The organism is Klebsiella sp. Q11 (assembly GCF_964241505.1).
Lineage (GTDB): Bacteria > Pseudomonadota > Gammaproteobacteria > Enterobacterales > Enterobacteriaceae > Klebsiella > Klebsiella michiganensis.
In genome coordinates, this window is the sequence record NZ_CAXSXW010000011.1 from 98496 (window position 1) to 118338 (window position 19843).

The 19843-nt window shown below is 54.9% G+C and carries 20 protein-coding genes and 1 tRNA gene; 12 read left to right on the top strand and 9 right to left on the bottom strand.

Annotated elements, in window-relative coordinates; translation table 11 throughout:
• Window positions 1-84: 84 nt before the first annotated feature.
• Entirely contained in the window at window positions 85-690 is a 606-nt protein-coding gene (locus ACESQ2_RS18690) for a glutathione S-transferase family protein (protein ID WP_373171112.1), read from the top strand.
• Between the two features lie 121 nt (window positions 691-811).
• On the opposite strand, the gene ldtA is transcribed toward ACESQ2_RS18690, so the two are convergent.
• From ldtA to nac, 3 genes are all read right to left on the bottom strand, one after another.
• Window positions 812-1753 (bottom strand): L,D-transpeptidase, encoded by a 942-nt coding sequence (ldtA, locus tag ACESQ2_RS18695; RefSeq protein WP_009653331.1) that lies wholly within the window; start codon window positions 1751-1753, stop codon window positions 812-814.
• Between the two features lie 78 nt (window positions 1754-1831).
• Window positions 1832-2782, bottom strand: a complete 951-nt coding sequence (cbl, locus tag ACESQ2_RS18700; protein ID WP_014229985.1) for an HTH-type transcriptional regulator Cbl — start codon at window positions 2780-2782, stop codon at window positions 1832-1834.
• A gap of 106 nt (window positions 2783-2888) precedes the next feature.
• The gene (gene nac, locus ACESQ2_RS18705; protein ID WP_004852321.1) at window positions 2889-3806 is read right to left on the bottom strand and encodes a nitrogen assimilation transcriptional regulator NAC; all 918 of its coding nucleotides are present in this window, start codon (window positions 3804-3806) and stop codon (window positions 2889-2891) included.
• A 330-nt stretch (window positions 3807-4136) separates the two neighbouring features.
• Between nac and ACESQ2_RS18710 the strand changes: the two genes are divergently transcribed.
• Window positions 4137-4212: transfer RNA gene (locus ACESQ2_RS18710), tRNA-Asn, on the top strand.
• A 150-nt stretch (window positions 4213-4362) separates the two neighbouring features.
• Here the strand turns inward: ACESQ2_RS18710 and ACESQ2_RS18715 are convergent.
• A complete protein-coding gene (locus tag ACESQ2_RS18715) occupies window positions 4363-4848 on the bottom strand; it encodes a hypothetical protein (protein WP_046877335.1) in 486 nt (161 codons plus the stop codon).
• Complete coding sequence (locus ACESQ2_RS18720) at window positions 4832-5653, bottom strand: winged helix-turn-helix domain-containing protein (RefSeq protein ID WP_025106066.1); 822 nt, start codon at window positions 5651-5653, stop codon at window positions 4832-4834. Before ACESQ2_RS18720 ends, ACESQ2_RS18715 begins: the two co-directional genes overlap by 17 nt.
• 803 nt (window positions 5654-6456) lie before the next feature.
• Between ACESQ2_RS18720 and ACESQ2_RS18725 the strand changes: the two genes are divergently transcribed.
• From ACESQ2_RS18725 to ACESQ2_RS18765, 9 genes are all read left to right on the top strand, one after another.
• A complete protein-coding gene (locus tag ACESQ2_RS18725; RefSeq protein ID WP_009653324.1) occupies window positions 6457-6957 on the top strand; it encodes a LuxR C-terminal-related transcriptional regulator in 501 nt (166 codons plus the stop codon).
• Between the two features lie 39 nt (window positions 6958-6996).
• Window positions 6997-7539, top strand: a complete 543-nt coding sequence (gene fimA / locus ACESQ2_RS18730; RefSeq protein ID WP_014229989.1) for a type 1 fimbrial major subunit FimA — start codon at window positions 6997-6999, stop codon at window positions 7537-7539.
• Between the two features lie 72 nt (window positions 7540-7611).
• Window positions 7612-8151 carry a fimbrial protein gene (locus ACESQ2_RS18735; RefSeq protein WP_014838896.1) on the top strand — a complete coding sequence of 180 codons (540 nt, stop codon included), beginning with the start codon at window positions 7612-7614 and terminating at the stop codon, window positions 8149-8151.
• A gap of 46 nt (window positions 8152-8197) precedes the next feature.
• Window positions 8198-8908 carry a fimbria/pilus periplasmic chaperone gene (locus ACESQ2_RS18740; protein ID WP_014229991.1) on the top strand — a complete coding sequence of 237 codons (711 nt, stop codon included), beginning with the start codon at window positions 8198-8200 and terminating at the stop codon, window positions 8906-8908.
• Between the two features lie 74 nt (window positions 8909-8982).
• Entirely contained in the window at window positions 8983-11610 is a 2628-nt protein-coding gene (locus ACESQ2_RS18745) for a fimbrial biogenesis usher protein (RefSeq protein WP_345911380.1), read from the top strand.
• Window positions 11611-11620: 10 nt separating this feature from the next.
• A complete protein-coding gene (locus tag ACESQ2_RS18750; protein WP_201208317.1) occupies window positions 11621-12148 on the top strand; it encodes a fimbrial protein in 528 nt (175 codons plus the stop codon).
• Between the two features lie 12 nt (window positions 12149-12160).
• Window positions 12161-12664 (top strand): fimbrial protein, encoded by a 504-nt coding sequence (locus ACESQ2_RS18755; RefSeq protein ID WP_025106063.1) that lies wholly within the window; start codon window positions 12161-12163, stop codon window positions 12662-12664.
• 17 nt (window positions 12665-12681) lie between these two features.
• On the top strand, window positions 12682-13587 hold the full coding sequence (locus tag ACESQ2_RS18760) for a fimbrial protein (protein ID WP_014229995.1): 906 nt from the start codon (window positions 12682-12684) through the stop codon (window positions 13585-13587).
• The gene (locus ACESQ2_RS18765; protein WP_177950477.1) at window positions 13574-15109 is read left to right on the top strand and encodes an EAL domain-containing protein; all 1536 of its coding nucleotides are present in this window, start codon (window positions 13574-13576) and stop codon (window positions 15107-15109) included. The genes ACESQ2_RS18760 and ACESQ2_RS18765 overlap by 14 nt, the downstream gene beginning before the upstream one ends.
• Here ACESQ2_RS18765 and ACESQ2_RS18770 read toward each other — a convergent pair.
• Complete coding sequence (locus tag ACESQ2_RS18770) at window positions 15088-16416, bottom strand: 6-phospho-alpha-glucosidase (protein ID WP_373171075.1); 1329 nt, start codon at window positions 16414-16416, stop codon at window positions 15088-15090. The two genes, ACESQ2_RS18765 and ACESQ2_RS18770, sit on opposite strands and share 22 nt — an antisense overlap.
• Window positions 16417-16427: 11 nt before the next feature.
• Window positions 16428-17960, bottom strand: coding sequence for a PTS transporter subunit EIIC (locus tag ACESQ2_RS18775; RefSeq protein ID WP_224378724.1), 1533 nt, complete (start codon window positions 17958-17960; stop codon window positions 16428-16430).
• A gap of 259 nt (window positions 17961-18219) precedes the next feature.
• Here ACESQ2_RS18775 and ACESQ2_RS18780 point away from each other — a divergent pair, with 259 nt between their 5' ends.
• Window positions 18220-18918 (top strand): GntR family transcriptional regulator, encoded by a 699-nt coding sequence (locus ACESQ2_RS18780; RefSeq protein ID WP_047723388.1) that lies wholly within the window; start codon window positions 18220-18222, stop codon window positions 18916-18918.
• A gap of 92 nt (window positions 18919-19010) precedes the next feature.
• On the opposite strand, the gene ACESQ2_RS18785 is transcribed toward ACESQ2_RS18780, so the two are convergent.
• Window positions 19011-19349 carry a DUF1869 domain-containing protein gene (locus ACESQ2_RS18785; protein ID WP_014229999.1) on the bottom strand — a complete coding sequence of 113 codons (339 nt, stop codon included), beginning with the start codon at window positions 19347-19349 and terminating at the stop codon, window positions 19011-19013.
• A gap of 8 nt (window positions 19350-19357) precedes the next feature.
• Entirely contained in the window at window positions 19358-19690 is a 333-nt protein-coding gene (locus tag ACESQ2_RS18790) for a DUF1971 domain-containing protein (protein WP_004852354.1), read from the bottom strand.
• Window positions 19691-19843 lie beyond the last annotated feature (153 nt).

The window sequence follows — 19843 nt, forward strand, 5'->3', positions numbered from 1 at the left end:
GAATTTACTGTACTGTTTCTTCACCGCCGGCAATGAAGCATTAACCCCAGCCTATTTCACCAGCACAGGAAAACAGGAATCATGATGAAGCTTATTGGCATGATGGATTCGCCTTATGTAAGGCGCGTGGCGATTTCCCTTGAACTCTACGGCGTCGAGTTTGCAAGTCACCCGCTGTCCGTATTCAGCAGCTTTGACGCCTTTTCCAGGATAAACCCTGCGGTCAAAGCGCCGACGCTGGTGCTGGATAACGGAATTCGCCTGATGGATTCGTCGCTGATACTCTCTTATTTTGAAACCCAGGCAGCCCCGGGGCGCAAGCTGCTGCCGGTCGCGCCGGAGGCGCTGGCAAGCGATCTGCAAACGCTGGGCTTTATTCTCGCCGCGGGTGAAAAGGCGGTACAAAATGTCTATGAACACAATCTGCGCCCGGCGGAAAAGCAGCATAATCCGTGGATAGCGCGCATCACGACTCAGCTGCTGGCAGCCTGCAGGGAGTGGAACAGGCTACTGGAGGAGCGTCCGGCGGCCGCGGTTCCCGATCAGGTGGCCGTAACAAGTACGGTTATCTGGACCTTTATTCAGTCAACGATCCCTCACGTGGTTCATGCGGGAGACTTTAATCATATCCGGTCCGTTGCCGAATTATTTGAAACCCATAGCGCCTTTAAAAAACATCCCTTTAGCTAAAGCATCAGCTCAATGCGATGAAGCTAAACCCTGAACGTGAATCGCCACGACAACCGAGAGCGCCCGGCAACCGCGGGCGCGTTATCCTGATGGAAGAAATCGCCTGGCGTGAGGGAAAGGGTTAAAAACCGCTACCGGCGTGCAGTGCTGCACGACCAATTTCCACCGGCATCCCTGAACGGCGTTCAAGCGCCTGCTCCGCGTGATTCACATCCACCCCCTCGCCCTTCACAAAGGCCTGAATCGCCGGCGTGATGGGGAGCGGCACCTTCCGGTCAGATTCATACTCCGCGCGATTACGCGACAACGGTTCGTGAACTTCAACCCAGCGGCTGCCGTCCGGCTCGGCGGTATACTTCACCGGCTGGTCGATGATTTGCACGCGCGTCCCGACCGGAACGGTATCAAACAGGTATTTGATGTCGTCGTTACGCAGGCGGATGCAGCCCTGGCTCACGCGCAGGCCAATGCCGAAATTGGCGTTGGTGCCGTGGATCGCGTAGAGCCTGCCGATGTAAATCGCGTACAGGCCCATGGGATTATCCGGCCCTGCGGGCACAAACGCGGGCAGGCTTTCGCCACGGCTGGCGTATTCACGACGGGTATTGGCGGTGGGCGTCCAGGTCGGCGCCTCCTGCTTACGCTCCACGGCGGTAACCCAGTTACGCGGGGTTTCGCGTCCTGCCTGGCCAATGCCAATCGGCAGAACGTCAACCGTTGTGCCATCGGGCGGATAGTAGTAGAGACGCATTTCAGCCACGTTGATCACGATCCCGTTGCGGACCGTGGCGGGCAGGATAAGCTGCTGCGGGACCACCAGCGTGGAGCCCGACTTCGGCAGGTACACGTCGACGCCGGGGTTGGCCTCAAGCATATTGCTCAGGCCCTGACCGTACTGAGCGGCGAAGGCCTCCAGCGGCTGGGTATTGTGTTGCGGAATGGTGATGGTCAGCGGGCTGCCCACCAGGCGGCTTCCTTCCGGCGGCAACGGGTAACTCACCGCCAGAGCGCTCTGGCTGGTGAGGATCATAATAAGAGAACAAAGCAGTTTCACACGCCGCACAATTTCCCTTCCTTTGTGGCGATAATCGTGAATAAATTATAGCTTCGTTTACTCTCTCATATCTGATTTATCATCCTGCTAAATCTGATAATCGATTGCGGCCTCTTCCGGCTCCATCGCCTGACGTTTAATTTCCTCCAGCGACAGCCCTGCGTTACACAGTTCAATAAAGCGCCAGACGTAATTTCGCTGCAGCTGACCGCGCTTCAGGCCCAGCCAGACGGTATTGGCATCGAACAGATGGCGGGTATCGAGACGCGTAAAGGTATCAGATTCCCGTGCGTCGCCTGACTGTTCCGCCACCAGCCCCACGCCCAGCCCCAGCTCGACGTAGGTTTTGATAACGTCGGAGTCCTGAGCGCTTAATACGATATCCGGCATCAGCCCTTTACGGTTAAAGGCTTCGTCAATACGTGAACGCCCGGTAATCCCCTGGCGATAGGTAATAAGCGGCCAGCGGGCGATGGCATCGAGGGTTAACGGCGTCACCTGGGTCAGCGGGTGATCTTTGGGGACCAGCAGGCTGTGGTGCCAGCGGAACCAGGGGAAAGCCACCAGCGTCGGGTCGTTGCTCAAGCGCTCGCTGGCGATGCCGATATCCGCGCCGCCGTTGTGCAGCAGCGCTTCAATTTCCTGCGGCGTCCCCTGAACTAATTCAAGACGTACGTCGGAAAAGAGTTCGCGGAAGGCTTTGATCACCGGCGGCAGGCTATAGCGCGCCTGGGTGTGGGTGGTGGCGATGGTTAAGACGCCGGACGCATCGTTGGTAAACAGGTCCGCCAGGCGACGAACGTTGCTGGCTTCATTCAGAATACGCTCGGCAATCGACAGCAACGCTTTGCCCGGCTCCGTCATCCCCAGCAGGCGTTTGCCGCGGCGGATAAAAATCTCGATCCCCAGCTCTTCTTCCAGTTCACGAATATGACGGCTGACGCCCGATTGCGATGTATAGAGCATATTGGCGACTTCCGTCAGGTTGTAATCCTGACGGGCCGCTTCACGAATAATTTTGAGTTGCTGGAAGTTCACCCTTTCCTCCGGGCTATCAGACATAACATATGCACTATTGTTAAAGTCTGTTGTCCCTGCTAACAAATAATAAAAACCAGCAACTTATTCCATTCAGGAATATAGCCTAACTGACTAACAATAATTCACGGTTTTCCAGCGACGGACGGCTCACCAGCGACATTAAAATTTCCTTAACCGCCTGCGCCTGCGGCGACAGACTGCCGCGTGCCGACATATTGACCGACAGCGACAGGCTCATTGACGGCGTGCTGATGCGCGCCATCCAGCCATTCGCCGCGCTGCACAGCGAACGGGCGGCGGACTCAGGCAGAACGGTGACGCCCATGCCGCTGGCAATAGCCGCCGTCAGGGTGGTAATGGATTCAATTTCGCCGATAATTTTTGCCGACAGTCGACGCAGAGTGAAGGCTTCGGTGACCCTTGCGCGAACGGCGCTGTAATCACGCGGCAGGAACAGATTCATTTCCGCAACCGCCGTCAAATCCACGCTCTGCCCCGGGCAATCCCGGGTTCCGACCAGGTAGAGATCTTCCTTCAGCAGCGGCTGACTGACGATCCCGGCGACCGGGGAACGTTCATAGAGCACGGCCATATCCAGCTGACCGTCGATAAGCTTATCGTTGAGGATCGTTCCGCTGCTTTCCTGCAGATAGACCATAACTTCCGGCAGCTCGTTACGCACCGTTTGCAGCAGCGGCATGGTAATGGCCGAAGCCGCCGTGCCCGGAGCCAGCCCAATTGACACCTGGCCGCTTAGCGTCTGACCGACGTTGTTAACCGCCAGCTGCGCCTGCTCGCACTGACGCAGGATAGTCCGGGCGTGGGTGTAAAGGATCTTGCCCGCTTCGGTCGGCGTCACGCCGCGCTTGGTGCGGATCAACAGCTGCTGGTCCAGCTCGCCTTCCAGGGTCGCAACCTGCTGGCTCAGCGCCGGTTGTGCGATGTGCAAGACTTCAGCGGCCTGGGTCAGACTGCCGATATCGACGATTTTCACAAAATACTTCAGTCGTCTTAAGTTCATTTTGCCTCCTGTAAGGAACACCAGTACCAACACTGGCCGTTTAGATGCAGAAGGTTTTGCAATTTGCTTGCCAGCTTTTTTGCAGGGACGCAAATGCCGCTGCAGGCCGCGTAATAAGGGATACTGATAGCAAACCGCGATTTTGTTGCCCGGTAAGCGGATTGCGGTATGCCCCATTAGGGGTATAAATGCACCGCAACGGTGCATCCGGCGGCGCAATGCCGTAAAAACAGGCACTCTGCTGAAATTGTCAGCAAACGAACAAGTTAAGGTGATTCAGGCTTTGACAAGGGGGATGGTCATCGTTAATATGCGCCCCGTTCACACGATTCCTCTGTAGTTCAGTCGGTAGAACGGCGGACTGTTAATCCGTATGTCACTGGTTCGAGTCCAGTCAGAGGAGCCAAATTTAAGAAGCCTGCTTTCGAGCGGGCTTTTTGCTTTCTTACTCTCTCATTTCAGCCAGATCGTCTTCTTTAGTAACCCCCCGCACGCGTTCTGCACCCGCCTCACTCCTCTGGCTGTAACAGAGGAAAAACCCCATAACTTATTAATATCAATTGTTTACGCAAATAAACGAGGGTGAGTACAGGCTGCGGACGATCCAGCCATTTTTCATCTTTTGTATCTTAATATAGCGTCCCGAGTCCGGATCGGGGCTAAAAAAGACTTTTTGCATCATTCCCTCGATCATATTGTCGGCTTTCCGCTTCGAGATGGTCGTTTGGGTTAAGTGGTAAATGTTATTAGCTTTCTTTGCATAGATGAAATGATACGATCTTTCGACATTGTACTTGACGTTATCGACTATCACTTTTCCGGAAACGTCAAAATAGCCGCTGTTATTTCCCCGCATCAGCAAGAAAGTTTTAAAGTTTGCATCAAAGCCAAATGAGCCCGATTCAATTCGCAAATTTGCGGAACAATCAAAATCGTTTTGCTGATGAAAATGATTTATCAGCCAGCCGCAAACAAAAACAGCAAATAAAATTGACAACAGAACATAAACGCGCTTTACCTTAACGTTATTCAGGAATTTCATAATCAGGCCTATAGTAGTTCTCACATGAATACAGCGCACCTGGTTTTATTTTTGAGTAGATACAGTGGGCCAAAAAAATCCTTCCCTCATTGGCTTTTAATACAGATTCCGAAATATTAAAGTAAAAAACGCTGTTGCCTAAGCACACCATTTTCTGCTTTGCGATCAGCTGGCGGACCAGAACCATCATCTTTTGCTGTTGCTCATTCGGTATGGCGTTAAAAGTTCTGACCGGGCAAGAATCAATGCTTCCCAGATAATAGCCTTCATCCTGGCCGGCCGCAAAAATCAGGCGATATCGGTCGGCACTCACGCTCCAGAAAAGGATAACCAACACAAATAGCGCAAGCAGCGCATAGCCAGACTTTTTTGCCCATCCCGCAGAAAATTTACGTGTTCCCTTATGTGTACAGCCGCTGCTGCTTAACGCAATAGCTTCCGCATCGTTTTCATTACGTATGACGGGGGCTGAATTATCCACCCTCTCAATCAGTATGCTCGCGGACACCATAAACCCAACCCGGGGCACGGTAACGATAATCTCCTCGACACAGCCCATATTCCTGAAGATGGCTCTCAGGTCAGAAATATATTTATTGAGGCTATGGCTAGAGGTCCGCAGCCCATGCGCATCCCAGACTTTTTCAAGTATCTCGTTCCTGTAAACCACATGCTCCCTGTGGTCTAAAAGAAACTTAAGCAGGCGGCTTGTGGTGGCTGTCAGCGTGACGCATGAGTCTTCATCGAGCCATATCAGCCCGTCATCGCTCCTGAAATGGATCGTTCCTTGAATTTTGTAGATCATAAACCAGCCTTACAAATAATCCTCAGTCGCACACAATCCGCACATCAGGCACATGCGCAGTATTTTATACTGATAATAACCTTAACTTTATTGTAAATTGAACTTTAACACCTAAAAACCAATAAAAGAGAATACATATAACTAAAAAAAAACACAATGCTATTATTGCCTTCATCGAAACACACGGCGTAACCAGGCCCATCTGAGCTAACCTTGCGCCTGAAACAATATAGACCACCAGAACATCATTCGGGATGTATGAGCTGAACGCGTCCTGAAGCTGTGAGAACCGAGGAGATAAATGATGATTAAATAATACCATCACGCAATTAACTACCTGATACATGAAATGACCAGGGATGATATTTTCACCGCCTGAATTAGCGTCCTGAAGACAGCGTAAAAGCGAGAATCCGGACACCTCTATAGGGATATACACAGGCAGATAAAAAGAAATCTGATTGGCTAAAGATAAAGATGTCAGACGTTTATCAAGGAATGTTCCCTAAGAAAATTCCAATACAAAGAGTGTGCCTATTGTTCAGAGCTTAATGATAACTCAACCCTATCATTTTTAATTTACAAAAACCTATAAAAAAACAAATTATAAACCTTTAACGCCATTTACAATGAAAATCACAAACAAAACACCCACAAAATGATAACTTTGTAGTGGTTACATCTTTTAGAGCCTCAGCTGCATGCCTCATTGAGACGGGTGATGTTAGATTACTCTCAATTCGCTGAATGGTTTTATTAACGATGAGTTAAAGGTCAACCCAAGGATGAGATCGCGTTCAGATATGAATCTATCAACTAATATTTTATCTAAGGATAAATATTTCACTCTGGGCCTGATTGAACTGCTTGGAGTAGAGTTTATTGACAATTTCTTTTTGATTATAGATTTGGACTCTAACGACCTTTCGGGTTCGGAGTGGATTTATTTTTCAAATAAAAACATTGTTGCCTTCGCATCCAGCGACTTAGCTTTTTATAAGTCCGAGCTATTTGAAAAAATAACCGTACTGGACAAAAAAAGTAATACCAGAAGCATCCTGAATTTCTTTTTAAAGAAAGAAACCTCAGGAAATTATCATACAAAGTACCGGCTAAGCCTGCGTGAAAAGCAGATGTTAAGCATGTTAAGCAGAGGGGAAAGCAACCAGGAGATCGCAGAAGAGTTTGGCGTGAAACTTAAGACTATTTATACGCACCGCCGCAACCTGATGAATAAATTAGGTTGTAAAAACAGGATTACGTTTCAAAAGTTATTTTTCAACAATAAATGTTTTTTTAAGTGAAGCATAGCTTCAGGATTATTCATAAACAGGAGTTTTATCATGAACAAATTAGCACTTATCGTTATTTCAGCACTGTCCCTGAGTTCTGCTGCGGCTCTGGCCGATACCGTTACGGTGAACGGCGGTACGGTGCATTTTAAAGGGGAAGTGGTTAACGCGGCCTGCGCAGTCGATGCTGGTTCTATCGACCAGACCGTTCAGTTAGGCCAGGTTCGTTCTGCAAAGCTGGCGACCGCAGGTAACACCAGCACGGCTGTCGGCTTCAATATCCAGCTGAATGATTGTGATACCACCGTCGCCACCAAAGCCTCCGTCGCGTTTACCGGCACGGCGATTGACAGCGCCAACCCAACGGTACTGGCCCTGCAGAACTCCGCTGCGGGCGGCGCGACTAACGTCGGCGTACAGATCCTTGACCGTACCGGTACCCCGCTGGCGCTGGATGGCGCCGCCTTCGGCGCGCAAACCACGCTGAACGATGGCACTAACGTTATCCCGTTCCAGGCTCGCTACTACGCGACTGCCGCAGCCACTGCCGGTACCGCTAACGCTGACGCCACCTTTAAAGTGCAGTACGAGTAATTTTTTCATCAGGCAGGGAAGCGCGTCGGGCCAGGACGGCCCGTTATCCGAATAAGAGTAAGGGTGATAACGATGCAAAGAATGAAGTCTGGTCTGTTGATTTTATTGCTCCCACCGCTGGCGCTGGCAGGAAACCAGTGGGACACCATGCTGCCCGGCGGGAACATGCGCTTTCAGGGGATAGTCATTGCCGAGTCCTGTCGCGTTGAAGCGGGCGACCGGCAGATGACGGTCAAGATGGGGCAAATCAGCAGCAATCGGTTTCATTCGGCCGGGGAGGACACCAATCCCGTCCCCTTCGATATTCACCTGCAGGAGTGCAGTACCGCCGTGAGCCAGCGCGTTGGCGTGGCGTTTCACGGCGTCGCCGATGGTAAAAATCCGGACGTCCTCTCGGTTGGCGAGGGTCCGGGGATCGCGACCGGCATTGGCGTTGCCCTGTTTGATAAAACCGGCAGTCAGATCCCGCTCAATGCGCCCGCAGGGGCATGGACGCAGCTGCACACGGGGCCAACGACGCTGCATTTTGTCGCCAAATATCGTTCCACCGGGAATCAGGTCACCGGAGGAGCGGCAAATGCTCAGGCCTGGTTCTCCCTGACCTACCAGTAATCAGCGCCGGTAACAGGAATTCACCGTGAGAAAGAAAGAGATAAGCATGAAAAATAGACGGGCTACCACGCGCGGGATGCGCGGTTTACTGGCAGGACTCCTGCTGCTCTCCACCGCCGGTTTTACCGCTCAGGCGCAGGCCGGCGTGGCGCTGGGCGCGACCCGCGTGATTTATCCGGCCGGACAGAAACAGGCTCAGCTGGCGGTGACCAATAACGACGACAGCACCTATCTGATCCAGTCATGGGTAGAGAACGCCGATGGCGCGAAAGACGGGAGCTTTGTCATTACCCCGCCGCTGTTCGCCATGCAGGGGAAGAAAGAGAATACTCTGCGCATCCTCGATGCCACCAACGGCCGGCTGCCGCAGGACCGGGAAACGCTGTTCTGGATGAACGTCAAAGCAATTCCATCGATGGATAAATCAAAGCTCAGCGAAAACACGCTACAGCTGGCGATTATCAGCCGTATCAAGCTTTATTACCGCCCGGCCAAACTGGCGCTACCGCCGGATCAGGCCGCGGAAAAGCTGAAGTTCCGCCGCAGCGGAAGCTCACTCACGCTGATTAACCCAACCCCTTATTACCAGACGGTCACCGAGCTCAACGCCGGAACCCGGGTGCTGAAAAATGCGCTGGTCCCGCCGATGGGCGAAGCCAGCGTCAGTTTACCGTCCGATGCAGGTCGCGAGATTACATACCGGACGATTAACGACTACGGCGCACTCACCCCGCGTATGAAAGGCGTCATGCAGTAACTGACCGGGGAGCAGCGCTCTCCCCCTGAACGAAAAAAATAACGATGGCCGGGCGACTTTGGACCGGAGGGACTATGTCACATCTGAAATATGGACTCGACCACTTGGGCTCCCGGCGAATGACTCCAGGATCTGCTCGCGTATTCGCGCAGCTCCCTCTTGCCCTTTTACTTTCCTCACCGGCTTTTTACGCGCAGGCGGAGCTCTATTTCAACCCACGCTTTCTGGCGGACGATCCCGCCGCCGTGGCGGATCTGTCCGGTTTTGAAAAGGGCCAGGAGCTGCCGCCGGGTACCTATCGCGCGGATATCTACCTGAATGACGGGTATATGACCACCCGCGATATCACCTTTAATGCCGCTGAAAAGGGCCACGGGCTGGCCCCCTGCCTGACCCGCGGACAGCTGGCCAGCATGGGCGTGAATACCGCGGCCATTGCCGGAATCGACGTGCTGGCGGCGGATGCCTGCGTACCGCTAACCGAGATGATCAAGGACGCCACCACCCGCTTTGATGCCGGGCAGCAGCGGCTGTATCTGACCGTGCCCCAGGCGTTTATGGGCAACCGCGCCCGCGGCTATATTCCGCCTGAGCTCTGGGACCACGGAATTAACGCCGGGCTACTGAACTACAACTTCACCGGCAACAACGTGCACAACGACGTCGGCGGCAGCAGCAACTACGCGTACCTGAACCTGCAGAGCGGGCTGAACCTCGGCGCCTGGCGCCTGCGCGACAACACCACATGGAGCTACAGCAGCAGCGGCAGTTCGACGACCAATGAAAACAAATGGCAGCATATCAACTCGTGGCTTGAGCGTGATATTACGCTACTGCGTTCGCGCCTCACGCTGGGCGATAGCTACACCAACGGCGACGTCTTTGACGGCATTAACTTCCGCGGCGCGCAGCTAGCTTCCGACGACAATATGCTGCCGGACAGCCAGAAGGGGTTCGCCCCGGTCATTCACGGGATTGCCCGGGGCACGGCTCAGGTATCGGTCAAACAGAACGGCTATGAGATCTACCAGAGCACGGTGCCGCCCGGCCCGTTTACCATCAACGATCTCTACGCCGCAGGCAACGGCGGCGACCTGCAGGTGACCATCAAAGAGGCCGACGGCAGCAGCCAGGTGTTCACCGTCCCCTACTCGTCCGTTCCGGTGCTCCAGCGCGAGGGCCATACCCGCTATGCCGTTACCGCCGGTGAGTACCGCAGCGGCAGCAATCAGCAGGAGAAACCGAAGTTCTTCCAGGGCACCCTGCTGCACGGCCTTCCGGCGGGCTGGACGCTGTACGGCGGCACCCAGCTGGCGGACCGCTACCGCGCCTTTAACCTCGGCGTGGGGAAAAACATGGGTGACCTGGGCGCGCTGTCGCTGGATGTCACCCAGGCCAACGCCACCCTGCCCGATGACAGCGAGCATCAGGGGCAGTCGGTGCGTTTCCTCTATAACAAGTCGCTGACGGATACCGGCACCAATATTCAGCTGGTGGGCTACCGCTACTCGACGCGCGGCTACTTCAGCTTCGCCGATACCACCTACAGCCGGATGAGCGGCTACAACGTCGAGACCCAGGACGGGGTGATTGAAGTGAAGCCTAAATTCACCGACTACTACAACCTCGCTTACAACAAGCGCGGCAAAGTGCAGCTTAGCGTCACCCAGCAGCTGGGGCGCACCGCCACGCTCTACCTGAGCGGCAGCCACCAGACCTACTGGGGCACCGGCAAGGCCGATCAGCAGCTTCAGGCAGGACTCAACGCCGCCATCGACGATATCAACTGGACGCTCAGCTACAGCCTGACCAAAAACGCCTGGCAGCAGGGGCGCGACCAGATGCTGGCGGTCAACGTCAATATTCCGTTCAGCCACTGGCTGCGTTCCGACAGCAAATCGGCCTGGCGCCACGCCAGCGCCAGCTACAGCATGTCCAACGATCTGAACGGCAGAACCACCAGCCTCGCCGGGCTGTACGGCACGCTGCTGGAGGGCAACAACCTGAGCTACAGCATGCAGACCGGCTACGCCGGCGGCGGTGAGGGCAACAGCGGCGGCACCGGCTACGCGGCGCTGAACTACCGCGGCGGCTACGGCAACGCCAACGTCGGCTACAGCCGCAGCGACGGTATCAAACAGCTGTACTACGGCCTGAGCGGCGGCGTGCTGGCCCACGCCGACGGCGTCACCCTGAGCCAGCCGATGAACGACACGGTGGTGCTGATCAAAGCCCCCGGCGCAGACAACGTCAAAGTGGAAAACCAGACCGGGGTTCAGACCGACTGGCGCGGCTACGCCGTGCTGCCCTACGCCACCGAATACCGGGAAAACCGGGTGGCGCTGGACACCAACAGCCTGGCCGATAACGTCGACCTGGACGATGCGGTGGCCAGCGTGGTGCCGACCCACGGCGCCATTGTCCGCGCGGAATTTAAGGCCCACGTCGGGCTCAAGCTGCTGATGTCGCTCATCTATAACGGAAAGCCGGTTCCCTTCGGCGCGCTGGTGACTTCTGACGGCAGCCAGGCCAGCAGCATCGTCGCCGATAACGGCCAGGTCTACCTGAGCGGGATGCCGCTGGCGGGCAAAGTGCGGGCGAAATGGGGCGAAGGTCCGAACGCCAGCTGCGAGGCTGACTACAGCCTGCCGCCGGAAAAACAGAACCAGATGCTGATCCCGCTGTCCGCCGAGTGCCGCTAAGGAGACCATGATGAGAAAAACCCTGTATCTGCTGAGCGCCCTCGTATCGCTGGCGGTCAACAACGCCGGCGCGGCGGACAGCACCATCACCATCAGCGGCTACGTTCGGGATAACGCCTGCGCCGTGGCGGGTGAGTCGAAAGATTTTACCGTCGACCTGATGGATAACGCCGCGAAGCAGTTCCATGCGGTTGGGGCAACCACGCCGCCGGTGCCGTTTCGTATCGTGCTGTCGCCCTGCGGCAGCTCGGTTACCGCGGTGAAGGTCGGCTTTGTTGGCGTTGCCGACAGCATCAATACCGACCTGCTACAGCTCGACGGCGGCGCCTCAGCGGCGGCGGGGATGGGCGTGCAGATCCTTGACGCGCAGCAGACGGCGCTGCCGCTCAATGCCGCATCGTCAGCGATCCCCTGGACCACGCTGACCCCCGGCCAGACCAACACGCTGAACTTTTACGCCCGGCTGATGGCCACCCGGGTACCGGTGACCGCCGGACACGTTAATGCAACCGCAACATTCACGCTTGAATTTCAGTAACCGGAGGCGCTGATGAACCCGACCTATTCCGGATGGCTGCTGGCCGCGATGCTGGCGGCGTCCTCCCCGACGCTACAGGCCGCCGACGTCACCATTACCGTTAACGGTAAAGTGGTGGCCAAACCCTGTACCGTTTCCACCGTTAACGCCACCGTCGATCTCGGCGATCTCTATACCTTTAGCCTGGTTTCCGCCGGCGCCGCTTCGCCCTGGCACAGCGTGGCGCTCACCCTGAGCAACTGCCCGGTCGGCACGTCGCGGGTCACCGCCAGCTTCAGCGGTACGGCGGACGCCACCGGCTATTACAAGAACCAGGGTACCGCCGGCAACATCCAGCTTGAGCTGCAGGATGAGGGCGGCACCACGCTGAACACCGGCGCGAGAAAAGAGGTACAGGTCGACGACGCCACCCAGTCCGCCAGCTTCCCGCTACAGGTCAGAGCGCTGACGGTCAACGGCGGTGCGACGCAAGGAACTATTCAGGCGGTGATTAACGTCACCTATACCTACGCCTGAGCCAGGAGAACAGAGTAATGAAAAAGATAATCACCCTGCTGTTAACGCTGCTGCTGGCGGGCTGGTCGCTTAACGCCTGGTCGTTCGCCTGTAAAACCGCCGCCGGGGTGACAATCCCCATCGGCGGCGGATCGGCGAATGTTTACGTGAACCTCGCGCCGGCGGTCAGCGTCGGGCAGAACCTGGTGGTGGATCTCTCGACGCAGATTTTCTGTCATAACGACTTTCCGGATTCCATGATCGACTACGTAACGCTGCAGCGCGGCTCGGCCTACGGCGGGGTGCTGTCGAGCTTTTCCGGCACCGTCAGGTATAACGGCATCAGCTACCCGTTTCCAACCACCAGCGAAACGGCGCGTATGACCTATAGCTCCATTGTTGATAGCCCCTGGCCTACCGTCCTCTATCTGACGCCCGTCAGTAGCGCAGGCGGCGTCGCCATTTCCGCCGGGTCGTTGATCGCTGTCCTGATCCTGCGTCAGACCAACAACAAGGATAACGACGACTTCCAGTTCGTGTGGAACATTTACGCCAACAATAACGTCGTGGTGCCAACCGGCGGCTGCGACGTTTCTGCTCGCGATGTGACGGTGACGCTGCCGGAATATCCCGCATCCGCCGCCATTCCGCTGACGGTTTACTGCGCGCAAAACCAGAATCTCGGCTATTACCTCTCCGGCACCACGGAGAACGCGGGCAACTCGATATTTACCAATACCGCCTCAGCGTCCCCTGCCCAGGGGGTGGGCGTTCAGCTGACGCGTAACGGCAGCGTCGTACCCGCCAACAGTACGGTGTCGTTAGGCAACGTGGGCACCTCGGCGGTCAGCCTCGGATTAACCGCCAACTACGCGCGCACCAGCGGGCAGGTGACCGCGGGTAACGTGCAGTCGATTATCGGAGTGACTTTTGTTTACGAATAATCTCCCGCCCCCCGGCGGCGGGCAGCCGCTCGTCGCTATCCTGTCGCCCTGTTCGCTGGCTGCCGAGGGGCTGAGCGGGATAATAGCGAAGGGAGGAGCCCGACCCGTTGTGCTGCCCCCGGAGACGCCGCCCCTGCCTGCCGGCGTTCGCCGCGTGGTGGTGTTTCTCCCGGAAGGCCCCGCCGGGCTACTGGCAACCCTGAAGCGGGCCGCCGCGCTGCTGGCGCGGTCCCCCACGCCGCTGCCCATGCTGTTCCTGAGCCGCAGCCCGGCAAGCTGGCTGTGGCCCACCCTGGTGCATCAGGTCGCAGACCGGCGTTTGCTTACCGCCGTACGGGCCGCCGCTTCCGATTTGCCGGTCCCCTGCCTGGCGGCGCTGCTGCGCGACGCCGTGCTCGAAGAATACCCCTCTCTTGAGCAGCTGGCAGAGGATGAAACGCGAGCGCTCGGCAAGCGCCCCGCCGGGATCACCCGGCCGGAGCTGGACGCTATCCTCGGTTTACTCTGCGGCTACCGCGCCAGCGCTCAGGCTCAACGCCGCGGCATCAGCCACAAGACGCTCTACAATCAAAGAACCGCAGGATTAAAAAAAATGGTGGAACACCACCCTGAAATGGCCGCCCGCTTTCCCGGCAGCCAGATAAGAGACCAGAAAAGCGAGAGCATCGCCGCCCTTTCCGCTTTCGAGCGTGAACTTGTCCATGCGATCCACAGCCGACAGATTTTTCCGGTATTTCAGCCCATTACCGATGAACATCATCAGGTAAAGGGAATGGAGATCCTCTCCCGCTGGAACCGAAACGGCAGCGTGCTGGCTGCCGGCGATTTTTTACCGCAAATACGCTCGGAATATGCCTGGCTGGTGCTCACCGCGTTTGTCCTTCAGGAAGCGGTGCAGAATATTAATCAGCATTCCGGCGAGTGTTATTTCGCCGTGAATATTCCCGCCGCCGTCGCCGGTAACGAGAACCTGCTTCGCATGATGGAAACCGCGCGCCAGCAGCTGCGTCAGCCGCACAGGTCGCAGAGGCTGGTGCTGGAGTTTGCTGAAAATACCGACCTCAACGGTCACGGCAAAATCGCCGAAAATATCGCCCGCCTGCAAAAGCGCGGCTTCCCTATCATGCTTGATGACTGCTTCTCGCAAAGCAGCGTAATGTTTCCGGTGCGCACGATGAGATTCAGCGCTTACAAGCTGGATATGAGCATCGTCAACGATATGCAGCGCGATCCGCACGCGCTGGCGCTGATCAGAAGCCTTATCTTCTACTGCCAGCTGACCGGCAGCCGCTGTATTGCCGAAGGCGTAGATAGCCTTGAGAAATTCAACAAACTGCAGGCGCTGGGAGTCGACCGCTTTCAGGGCAACTACCTCTCGGCGCCGGTTGGCAGGGAGAACGTGGCGGAGCTTCTTCAGCCGCTTTCGGGCGAGGCGGAGCATCGCTCCGCCATCGCGGTACCGGTAACGCCCGATGGAAAACATCGGGCATTGGCGACACTTCAGCGCAGCTCCGGCCAGTAGCCACGGTTGGCGACGATCAGTTCATCAAGGATAGCTTTTGCGACCGAAGCGCTAGGTACCGTTTTGGACAGGGTCATCGCCTGCCAGAGCTTCTGATAGCTTCCTTCAACCCAGGCATCGACCACCAGTTTTTCAACCGCCACCTGCTGCTCCATCATCCCCTTTTGAAACAGCGGGATCTTACCCATCGCCAGCGGCTCGGGGCCATTAACGCCCACCAGGCAAGGCACTTCAACCATCGCGGTCTCGTCAAAATTCGCGATAGCGCCGTTGTTTTCCACAATCAGCAGCATTCTCTCCTGGGTGTTAAAGGCGATGGCGCAGGCGAGGTCGACGATAAAGGTCGCATGCGCCCCGGCATGGAAATGCGCCTCTTTGGCACTTTGCCGGGCGACGATCTCTCTGGCCATATCAAACACCTCCTTCTCTCTCCCCGCCATCACTTCATTGGCGCGAGTAAAGTCAGGGTCTGAATGGGCAACCTCATAGTCGGCATAAAAATAGTACTTCAGATAAGTATTGGGTAACGTATCGGTATCCAGCGCAAAAACGTCCTTCACCTTTTTGAAGGTCTCAATCCAGCTCGGCGCTTTATGCTGAAAATCCTCTTTCGGACTGCAATAGCCCAGCTCGGCAACGTGGTTTTTTAACGCCGGCATTAAATCGTTGCCGGCCTTATCGGTAATGCTGGTCCACCAGCCGAAATGGTTGAGACCAAAATAACGGACGTTCATCTCTTTACGCGATTTCAGCCCGAGAATATCGGCGAATAACCCTTCAATAGCCACCGGCATATCGCAGATATTAATAATTTTGGCTGTCGGGCGTAGTCGACGCGTGGCCTCGGCAACGATCGCCGCCGGATTGGAATAGTTGAGCATCCACGCGCCCGGCGAATACGTTTCCATGTAGTCAACCAGCTCAAGGACGCCGGCGATAGAGCGCATACCATAAGCAATACCGCCCGGGCCGCAGGTTTCCTGGCCAATCACGCCATATTTAAGCGGAATTTTCTCGTCTTTCTCGCGCATCTCATAGAGGCCGACGCGAATATGCGCCATCACGAAATCGACGCCCGTAAAGGCTTCCTGCGGGTCGGTGGTGAAGCTAAAAGCAACGTGCGGATAATGTTCAGCCACCAGAATCGCACAGGCTTCGCCAATCACGCGCTGGCGATCGTGATGATTATCATAGAGACGAATTTCGCTTAACGGAAACCTGTCCATATTTTCCAGCAGCATCATAACAATCCCTGGGGTATACGTACTGCCGCCGCCGGCTATGGTCACAACGAATTTATTTTTCATCTTCCACCTCATTATTCATGTACATCTAAATAGCGATTCACGGCATTACGGATTTTATTAACCCCTAAACCATAAATAACCTGAACGTGATTGCCTTTGATAATGACGCTGGTACCGCCGCTGGTCTTCAGAATCTGTTCCTGAATTAATGCGGGGTCCCGCACGTCAACCCGAAGCCGCGTAAAACAGTTCTCGACCGAACAGACATTTTCTTTGCCGCCAAGACCCAGAATGACCTGCTCGCCGGAAGCCTTGTCAGGCGCGCTTACGCTTGCCGGTTGGTTAGGCCCCTCCCCCTGCTGCTCCTGGCCCGGCGTACGCATTTTGAAACGTAAAATCAGAAACTTACCGATATAAAACATCGTCGCGGTTTCCATTAGCCCCAGCGCGACAAACACAGGCCAGCGCGTGAGGTGCGCTCCCGCCGGAATGTTGTAAACAATAAAATCGATAATGCCGTTGGTGGCGCAGACCCGCACATCCAGCAGCCACGCCAGCATCTGGAAAAAACCGTCCAGTAATGAATAAACCAGCCATAGCAACGGTGCGGTAAAGATAAATAAGAACTCAAAAGGTTCGGTGATCCCCACCAGGAATGAAGTCACAATCAAAGGAATCAGCGTGATTTTCAACTTTTGCTTATTTTCCGGCCTGGCGGTTGTATAAAAGGCCAGGGCCATTCCGGCGGTACCGAAAATTTTCACCATACCGTAGGTGAGAAATCGCGCCGAGTCGCTTAACGGCCCGGCGCTATGGGCAATTTCAGCGAGGAAAATCGGTTTTGCCCCCACCACCGTCTGGCCATCAATCAACAGCTGTCCGCCAATGGAGGTAAAGACAAAGGGCGACCAAATCAGGTGGTGTAGCCCGGTCGGGATAAGAAAACGATTGAGAAAACCGTACAGAAAAACGCCGGCGGCGCCGAAGGTTTTCATCACCCCGGTCAGCGCCGATATGCCGTGTTCAACAATCGGCCAGACGTACACCGTGGCGATGGCAAACACGCCGACCAGCGGGATCATTACGATCAGAACCAGCTTGCTGTTGCCATAAATTGAGAATGCGCCGCGAAACTCGATGTCGACAAAGCGGTTATGAATGAAAGCCACCGCGCAGCCCAGAATGATGCCAAGAAACACGCCCATATCAATGACCTGGAAGCCAAAAATAAAGGTTTGCCCGCTGCCGTAAAGCTGCGCGTTGCTGCTCCCCTCAACAAGCCGCCCGGTCAGAGTAAGCCAGCTATTGTTGGCCGCCAGGTACATAAACCAGGTCATTGCGGCAACAAAAGCCGCTTCCGCTTTTCGGGTTTTTGCCAGCCCGCTGGCCAGCCCGAGGCAAAAGAAGAAGCCAAGATTGTTCATGATGGCCCAGAGCATGCTGGAAACGTATTTCCCCAGCAGATAAAGCGAGCTCTCTTCTGCGACCCAGATTTTATTGGTTGTCATACTAAACAACGCAATCAGCAGACCAATAACCGGCAGATACAAAACCGGCCCAATCATGGCCTTCGAAAAATCCTGTAATTTTTTTACCCCGATCATCCTCACCCCCTGTCCCGCACATCGGCCGTCAGCGCCCGATACATGCGTTTCAGCCTATGCGCCGGCAGACATAATTCAGAGCGGTGAAATCGTCATCTGTGATGAAAGTCATATCTCTCTTGCGGCAACAGATATATAAGTAAAAGCAGATAAATAGATGACAGAGACAAAACAACGCCCCGCAATGATAAAAATACGTTAATTATTAAAAAGATAAAATTATAATCCGCTGACAGAACACACCACGAGAAATCTATAAGTGATATATAAAACAATCGCAGACAGGCTAAAAAATCGCATCAATAGCGATGAATTCGAGGTGGGAGATGCGCTACCGAGTGAAAAAGCGCTGGCCGGGGAGCTGCAGGTCTCCGTCATGACCCTGCGTAAGGCGCTCACGCTGCTGGAAAGTGAGAAGCTGATTGTCAAACGCCACGGCAGCGGTTCATACGTGGCGCGTAAGAGCAATTATCGCGGCGGGGAACTTGACGGCTTCAACTACCAGATGCACATCGGCGGCGTCACCAACTATCGCAATAAGGTCATTGAGTTCACGATGATCGATGCGCCTTTGGCTATCGCACAACAGTTAAAAATTGAGCCGGGAGAGAAGGTCTATTACGTCAGACGCATTCGGATGATTGACGACGCGCCTATTCTGATTGAGAACAGCTATATACCGGTGGCGATTTTTCCCTGGCTAAGCGTTGGAAATCTGGAAAGATCGAAATTTAACTATTTCAAGAAAGAGTGCAATATCACCATCCTGGAGAGCCACCGCAGCTATACCCCGGTTCTGGCCACCCGGGAGCAAGCAGAGCTCTTACAGGTTCCACAAAACAGCCTGCTGCTACGGGTGCAGTCGATCAGCTATGCCCATAACAATACCATTGTTGATTTATCCGATATTTACCAGAATACCAACAAATACAATGTTAAACATATTACGCGCCGCTAAATACCGCGGGATACGGCTGACGCAGGCCACCGAGAGCCGTCCAGCGTCAGCTGACGATAGACGACAGCTGACGATTCTGCGTTGGCAAATGACTACCAGCCGCAGACGTTAGTCTCTTCGTCGGACTCGTAGCCGCGGACAATATTAATCAGATCTTTTACCGCATCGGCCGCCGTCTGCGGATCCTGCAGCTCAGCCAGAGAAGCAAACTCGCTATCGACCGAGACGCCGTTATTATTGTTGGTCACCGTCAATATAAACCCCTTTCCTCCGGCGTTTTCCACCGACAGCGTGGAAATAAGCTCAGCCACGGCCTGGGTGGCGATATCAGGGACATACAGGGCCATCGGCTTAAGATACACTTTTTCTTTTTTATCTTTATTATTCCCGTTGATCGCCGCTAACGAATAGCCTTTATTTTCACTGTTCATCATATTACCTATCCCTCAATCAGAATGTCAGGGTCAACGTAAAAATCGACGTTAAAAACGGTATCCTCGGTTAACGCCTCGATGCGGTGCCACTTTTCGGGCGGAAAAACGCCAAATTCACCTTCGGCAATGGTCAGGGTTTCAACCGGTTCCGCGCTGGTTTCATCGGCATATCCGAGATAGCGTATCGCCCCTCGCATCACCGACAGGCGCGGATAGACGCCCTGCCGGGTACCGGCATCCAGATGCCGCTTCCAGATTGAGGCCGGCGCCGTCCGCTTCGTCCACAGCGGCGTGCTCCGGGTATGCACATAGTGGGTAGGAATAATGATTCGCTGCATGATTTCGCCTCTCTTAACGCACCACATATACGGTCGAAAATGGGAAAATATGTTGCATATGATATACCCCTTTTAATCATTGCGGGTATTATTTTTTACCGATACGTTTTCCTACCCCTTATTGTACTCATTAGGGATTAGATCTATTCAAAA

Coding starts and splice junctions, on each gene's coding strand:
- fimA (WP_014229989.1), top strand. CDS start 6,997: ATGAACAAATTAGCACTTATCGTTATTTCAGCACTGTCCCTGAGTTCT.
- ACESQ2_RS18745 (WP_345911380.1), top strand. CDS start 8,983: ATGTCACATCTGAAATATGGACTCGACCACTTGGGCTCCCGGCGAATG.
- ACESQ2_RS18740 (WP_014229991.1), top strand. CDS start 8,198: ATGAAAAATAGACGGGCTACCACGCGCGGGATGCGCGGTTTACTGGCA.
- ACESQ2_RS18750 (WP_201208317.1), top strand. CDS start 11,621: ATGAGAAAAACCCTGTATCTGCTGAGCGCCCTCGTATCGCTGGCGGTC.
- ACESQ2_RS18785 (WP_014229999.1), bottom strand. CDS start 19,349: ATGAACAGTGAAAATAAAGGCTATTCGTTAGCGGCGATCAACGGGAAT.
- nac (WP_004852321.1), bottom strand. CDS start 3,806: ATGAACTTAAGACGACTGAAGTATTTTGTGAAAATCGTCGATATCGGC.
- ACESQ2_RS18715 (WP_046877335.1), bottom strand. CDS start 4,848: ATGAAATTCCTGAATAACGTTAAGGTAAAGCGCGTTTATGTTCTGTTG.
- ACESQ2_RS18760 (WP_014229995.1), top strand. CDS start 12,682: ATGAAAAAGATAATCACCCTGCTGTTAACGCTGCTGCTGGCGGGCTGG.
- ACESQ2_RS18725 (WP_009653324.1), top strand. CDS start 6,457: ATGAATCTATCAACTAATATTTTATCTAAGGATAAATATTTCACTCTG.
- ACESQ2_RS18755 (WP_025106063.1), top strand. CDS start 12,161: ATGAACCCGACCTATTCCGGATGGCTGCTGGCCGCGATGCTGGCGGCG.
- ACESQ2_RS18735 (WP_014838896.1), top strand. CDS start 7,612: ATGCAAAGAATGAAGTCTGGTCTGTTGATTTTATTGCTCCCACCGCTG.
- ACESQ2_RS18775 (WP_224378724.1), bottom strand. CDS start 17,960: ATGATCGGGGTAAAAAAATTACAGGATTTTTCGAAGGCCATGATTGGG.
- ACESQ2_RS18790 (WP_004852354.1), bottom strand. CDS start 19,690: ATGCAGCGAATCATTATTCCTACCCACTATGTGCATACCCGGAGCACG.
- ACESQ2_RS18720 (WP_025106066.1), bottom strand. CDS start 5,653: ATGATCTACAAAATTCAAGGAACGATCCATTTCAGGAGCGATGACGGG.
- ACESQ2_RS18690 (WP_373171112.1), top strand. CDS start 85: ATGAAGCTTATTGGCATGATGGATTCGCCTTATGTAAGGCGCGTGGCG.
- ACESQ2_RS18770 (WP_373171075.1), bottom strand. CDS start 16,416: ATGAAAAATAAATTCGTTGTGACCATAGCCGGCGGCGGCAGTACGTAT.